The 4,534-nt window shown below is 71.8% G+C and carries 4 protein-coding genes and 1 pseudogene; 2 read left to right on the top strand and 3 right to left on the bottom strand.

All coding sequences use genetic code 11. From position 1 onward, the window contains the following. Together AB0F10_RS44440 and AB0F10_RS44435 are read right to left on the bottom strand one after the other, a co-directional pair. Positions 1-305 (bottom strand): annotated as a pseudogene (locus AB0F10_RS44440) (bifunctional 3'-5' exonuclease/DNA polymerase); the annotation flags it as partial. A 41-nt stretch (positions 306-346) separates the two neighbouring features. Then, complete coding sequence (locus tag AB0F10_RS44435; protein ID WP_360640430.1) at positions 347-943, bottom strand: helix-turn-helix domain-containing protein; 597 nt, start codon at positions 941-943, stop codon at positions 347-349. A gap of 60 nt (positions 944-1,003) precedes the next feature. On the opposite strand from AB0F10_RS44435, the gene AB0F10_RS44430 reads away from it, so the two are divergent. Further along, the gene (locus tag AB0F10_RS44430) at positions 1,004-3,262 is read left to right on the top strand and encodes a glycoside hydrolase family 3 C-terminal domain-containing protein (RefSeq protein ID WP_360640427.1); all 2,259 of its coding nucleotides are present in this window, start codon (positions 1,004-1,006) and stop codon (positions 3,260-3,262) included. Positions 3,263-3,311: 49 nt separating this feature from the next. Here the strand turns inward: AB0F10_RS44430 and AB0F10_RS44425 are convergent, their stop codons facing one another. Continuing rightward, entirely contained in the window at positions 3,312-3,728 is a 417-nt protein-coding gene (locus AB0F10_RS44425; protein WP_360640424.1) for a hypothetical protein, read from the bottom strand. 539 nt (positions 3,729-4,267) lie between these two features. Here AB0F10_RS44425 and AB0F10_RS44420 point away from each other — a divergent pair. Next, the coding region (locus AB0F10_RS44420) for a hypothetical protein (RefSeq protein ID WP_360640421.1) at positions 4,268-4,534 on the top strand (267 nt) is incomplete at its 3' end.

Here is a 4,534-nt window from a genome sequence, read left to right as displayed (position 1 = left end):
CCGGTCAGCCGGGCCCAGGCGGCGCGCAGGGCGCGAGGCTCGCCCCAGCGCCCCGCGTGCCCTAGCAGCAGGGCCTCGGTCAGCTCGATGTCGTGGCAGCGGTCCACCCGCACGCCGCCGCGCAGCAGCGAGGGGTAGCCGTCGGTGGTCGCCGCCCAGATCCAGCGGGGGTGCTCGGCGGCCTCGCGGGCCGCGATCGCCGCCGGGAGGTCGGCGATGCGCTCCGGCGGCCCGGCCGGGCCGCCGTCGGGCAGCAGCTCCTGCCAGCGGCCGGAACCATGCCAGCTGCCGTCGTCGGACACCACCGCTACCAGCACGACGTCATTGTGCCGCCCGGGTCTGACACTCAGGCGCCGAGCAGGCTCTCCAGCAGCTCGAGCGACTTCTCGATGTCGATCCGCGGGTCGAGCAGCCACTGCGTCTGCAGCCCGTCGGAGGCCGCGATGATCAGTGCGGCGGCGGCCTCCGGCGCGATGTCCGCGCGGATCCGGCCCGCCGCCTGCTCAGCCTCGACCCGCGCCGCGAGGAACCGTCGCAGGTCGGCGAACCGCGCGCCGAAGAACGCCCGGGACAGCTCGTTGCCCTCGTCCAGCGCGCCCGCCACCAGCGTCGAGTAGAGCTGCACCAGGCCCGGCACGCCGTGATTGCGACGCGCCGCGTGGGTCATGATGCCGACCACCGAGACGTCCGCCGGCGGGCGGTCCTCGACCATCGAGCGTTCCTCCGCGGCCCGGTAGACCTCGATCAGCAGCTCCTCGCGCGACGCGAAGTAGTGCTTGAGCGCGGCGTGCGACACCCCGATCGCCTCGCCGATCGCCCGCAGGGACGTGCCCTCGGCGCCCCGCTCGGCGAAGACCTCGATGGCGCGGTCGAGGATCTCGCGCCGCCTGCGGACGCCCTTTTCGTACGCGCCGCGGCGGGGCGGCTCACTGGGTTCGTCCATCGGCCCATCCTAGGGCCGCCAAAACTTCCGCGCGGAGGTTTTCATTGTTACGGTCGGGTGATGACACTCGACATCCCCGCCCTGCTCGCCTCGCTCACCCTCGAGGAGAAGGCCGAACTCCTCGACGGTGCCGACTTCTGGCGTACGTCCGCGGTCGAACGCCTCGGCGTTCCCGGCGTCATGGTGGCCGACGGGCCGCACGGCCTGCGCAAGCCGGCGAGCGGGTCGGATCATGTCGGCATCGGCGACAGCGTCCCCGCCACCTGCTTCCCGCCCGCCGCCGGCCTCGCCTCCACCTGGAACACCGGCCTGCTCGGCCGCGTCGGCGAGGCGCTCGGCCGCGAGTGCCGGGCCGGGGAGGTCGCCGTGCTGCTCGGGCCCGGCATCAACATGAAGCGCTCGCCGCTGTGCGGGCGCAACTTCGAGTACTTCTCGGAGGATCCCCTGCTGGCCGGCGAGCTCGGCGCCGCGCTGGTCAACGGGCTGCAGAGCCAGGGCGTCGGCGCGTCGGTCAAACACTTCGCCGCGAACAACCAGGAGACCGACCGGATGACGGTCTCCGCCGACGTCGACGAGCGGACCCTGCGCGAGATCTACCTGCCCGCCTTCGAGCGGGTCGTCACCCAGGCCAGGCCCTGGACGGTGATGAGCTCCTACAACAAGATCAACGGACGGTACGCGAGCGAGGACCGCTGGCTGCTCACCGACGTGCTACGCGACGAGTGGGGCTTCGACGGCCTGGTCATGTCCGACTGGGGCGCGGTCAACCGCCGCGACCACGCGGTCGCCGCCGGCCTCGACCTCGAGATGCCCTCCTCCGGCGGCGCCGGCACCCGGGTCGTCCTGGAGGCCGTCAAGGCCGGGACGCTGAGCGAGGCCGACCTCGACCTGGCCGTCACCCGCGTCCTCACGCTCGTCGACAGGTCGCTGCCGGCGCTGCGGCCCGGGCAGACCTTCGACGCCGAGGCGCACCACGCGCTCGCCCACGAGGCCGCGGCGGCCAGCGCAGTGCTGCTCAAGAACGAGGACGGCGTCCTGCCCCTCGACCCGAACTCCGGCGGGCCGATCGCGGTCATCGGCGAGTTCGCCCGCACCCCGCGCTTCCAGGGCGCCGGCTCGTCGCAGGTCAACCCCACCCGGGTCGACACCGCGCTGGACACGCTGCGCGACTCGCTCGGCGGGCGCCGCGAGCTCACCTTCGCACCCGGCTTCACCATCGAGTCCGCGGCCGCCGACCCCGCCCTCGTCGACGAGGCCGTCCGGGCCGCCGCCGGCGCCGAGGTCGCGGTGCTGTTCCTGGGCCTGCCCCCGTCGTACGAATCCGAGGGCTACGACCGCGCCCACATGGACCTGCCGGCACACCAGATCGACCTGCTGCACGCCGTCGCGGACGTCAACCCGCGGGTGATCGTCGTGCTCTGCAACGGCTCGGTCGTCAGCGTCGCCTCCTGGCAGGACCGCGCCCGGGCCGTCCTCGAGGGCTGGCTGCTCGGCCAGGCCGGCGGCGCCGCGACGGCGAACCTGCTGCTCGGCGCCGCCGACCCCGCGGGCCGGCTCGCCGAGACGATCCCGGTGCGCTACGAGGACAACCCCACGATCGGCGCGTTCCCCGGCGAGCTCGGCCACGTCCGGTACGGCGAGGGCCTGCTGATCGGCTACCGCTGGTACGACGCGCACCGGCTCCCGGTCGCGTACCCGTTCGGCCACGGCCTGTCCTACACCTCGTTCTCGTACGGTGGCCTCGCGATCGCCGTGACCGCCGACGGCGAGCGGCCCACCGTCGAGGTGACTCTGACCGTCACCAACACCGGCGCGCGGGCCGGCCGCGAGACCGTGCAGGTCTACGTCACCGACCCGCAGGCGAGCGTCTACCGGCCCGAGCAGGAGCTGCGGGCGTTCGCTCAGGTGAGCCTCGAGGCCGGCGAGAGCAGGCCGGTCACGCTCACCCTCGGCGCCCGGGAGTTCGCCTTCTGGCACGAGACCGCCCGCCGCTGGGTGGTGGAGGGCGGCACGTTCGGCATCCGCGTCGGAGCGTCGTCGCGCGACATCCGCCTCCAGGGCACCGTCGAGCTCACCGGCGACCGCTTCGCCGCGCCGCTGACCGCCGAATCCACCGTGGACGCCTGGCTGGGCCACCCGCTGGCCGGCCCGTGGCTACGCGAGAACCTGGGCGACGGCATGTTCGCCGCCATGCTCTCCGACCCGGCGAACGGCCAGATGATGCGGGCGGTCCCGCTGGTCAGGCTGTCCCGGTTCCCCGGCTCCCCGGTGAACGAGCAGGACGTCGAGGCCGCCGTGCTGCGGTTCGCCGCCCGGTAAGGCAGTCGCCGCCGGGCCGGCCCGGCGGCGATGCCGTTCATGGCGGCGCTCAGCGGCAGTTCGCGCGCTTGTGGCTGGGCAGGGTCAGGGTCCGCACCCGCTTCGACTTGACCTCGGTCACGCGGACCCTGGTGAACACCTTGCGGCAGTCCGAGGACCGGACCCGGGTGAACTTCAGCTTCACCTTGGTGTGCTTGTAGTTGGCCTCGGCGCAGTTCGGGATGCAGGTGTTGACGTTCTGCACCGCGGTGGCGTAGCCGGCCGACCCGTTCAGGCCGGTCCAGTGAATCTTGGTGAAGTTGATGTCCTTGTAGGGCCAGATCGTCTTCGGCTTGACCTTGACGGTGTGGTAGTCGTAATCGACGACGACGCCGGGCTTGGCAGCCGCCGCCTGCGCGGGGCTCGCGATCAATCCGGAGAACGCCACGACGATGGTCGCGGCGGCGGCGATTCGGCTCAGCTTCATGTGGTGGTCCCCCGTGTGGTTCGTTCAGGCTCAACGTGACGATCACGATCTTGCTGGACCCGAATCACCCCCGGTCGCCGCCGACCCGGGAGTGGCACAAACCCGGGACCGATCAGACTGCGGCGGCCGATCGGCCGCGGCCTTGACCCCCTGGCAGCACTATCCATATCGGAGGTCCGGCCGGCATCAAAGTCGCGGCGACCGTTCGCGAGAAGGTGACCGCCGCCGCTAGGTTCTGTCCCGCGAAGCGGAACTGAGCTTCAGGGCCGGCAGGACCCGTCGGACCCTCCTCACTCACAGTGAGGCATTTCAACGTGGCCCGGGGGCAGCACCCGGCACAGGTCCACGGCCCGGACGCCTCCGGCCCGTGGGCGAAATTGCTCAGTGATAAACCACGCGCTTTACCGGAGGCATGACAGGTTCTATTTTCGACGCGCGTGACGCCGCGCCGGAATTGCCGCGCCGACCCGATATTGCCAAATATAGGTTGGCATGATCATTCACGGGCGTGCCGGGGTGGGGTGCGGGAGAATTCTTCGGTGGGACAGTTGTCATTGTTCGGCAGGTCGGAATTGGCGGCGATGCGGGACCGGACCGCGCGGCGGAACTATTCAGCCGCCGCTGACGAATTTCGTCGTGAGCACGAGCGTCATCGCAAATGGGGTCTTCAGCAACGCCACGGCGAGAAGCTTCGCCGCCTGCGCCTGAGCCGCTCCGCAGCCCTGGCAGCGGCGGCCGCCGAGAGCGCGCCGGCATACCCCACCACGCCCACGTCGCCTCCTGCGCCACGAGTGCCCGCCGCACCG

This window comes from Actinoplanes sp. NPDC026623 (assembly GCF_040638275.1).
Taxonomy (GTDB): domain Bacteria; phylum Actinomycetota; class Actinomycetes; order Mycobacteriales; family Micromonosporaceae; genus Actinoplanes.
The sequence above is the reverse complement of the archived record's forward strand: the minus strand, read 5'-3'. Positions and strand labels throughout refer to the sequence as shown.

What these genes read in the sequence shown, in the direction of transcription:
- AB0F10_RS44435 (WP_360640430.1), bottom strand. Translation starts at nt 943, where the DNA reads ATGGACGAACCCAGTGAGCCGCCCCGCCGCGGCGCGTACGAAAAGGGC.
- AB0F10_RS44430 (WP_360640427.1), top strand. Translation starts at nt 1,004, where the DNA reads ATGACACTCGACATCCCCGCCCTGCTCGCCTCGCTCACCCTCGAGGAG.
- AB0F10_RS44425 (WP_360640424.1), bottom strand. Translation starts at nt 3,728, where the DNA reads ATGAAGCTGAGCCGAATCGCCGCCGCCGCGACCATCGTCGTGGCGTTC.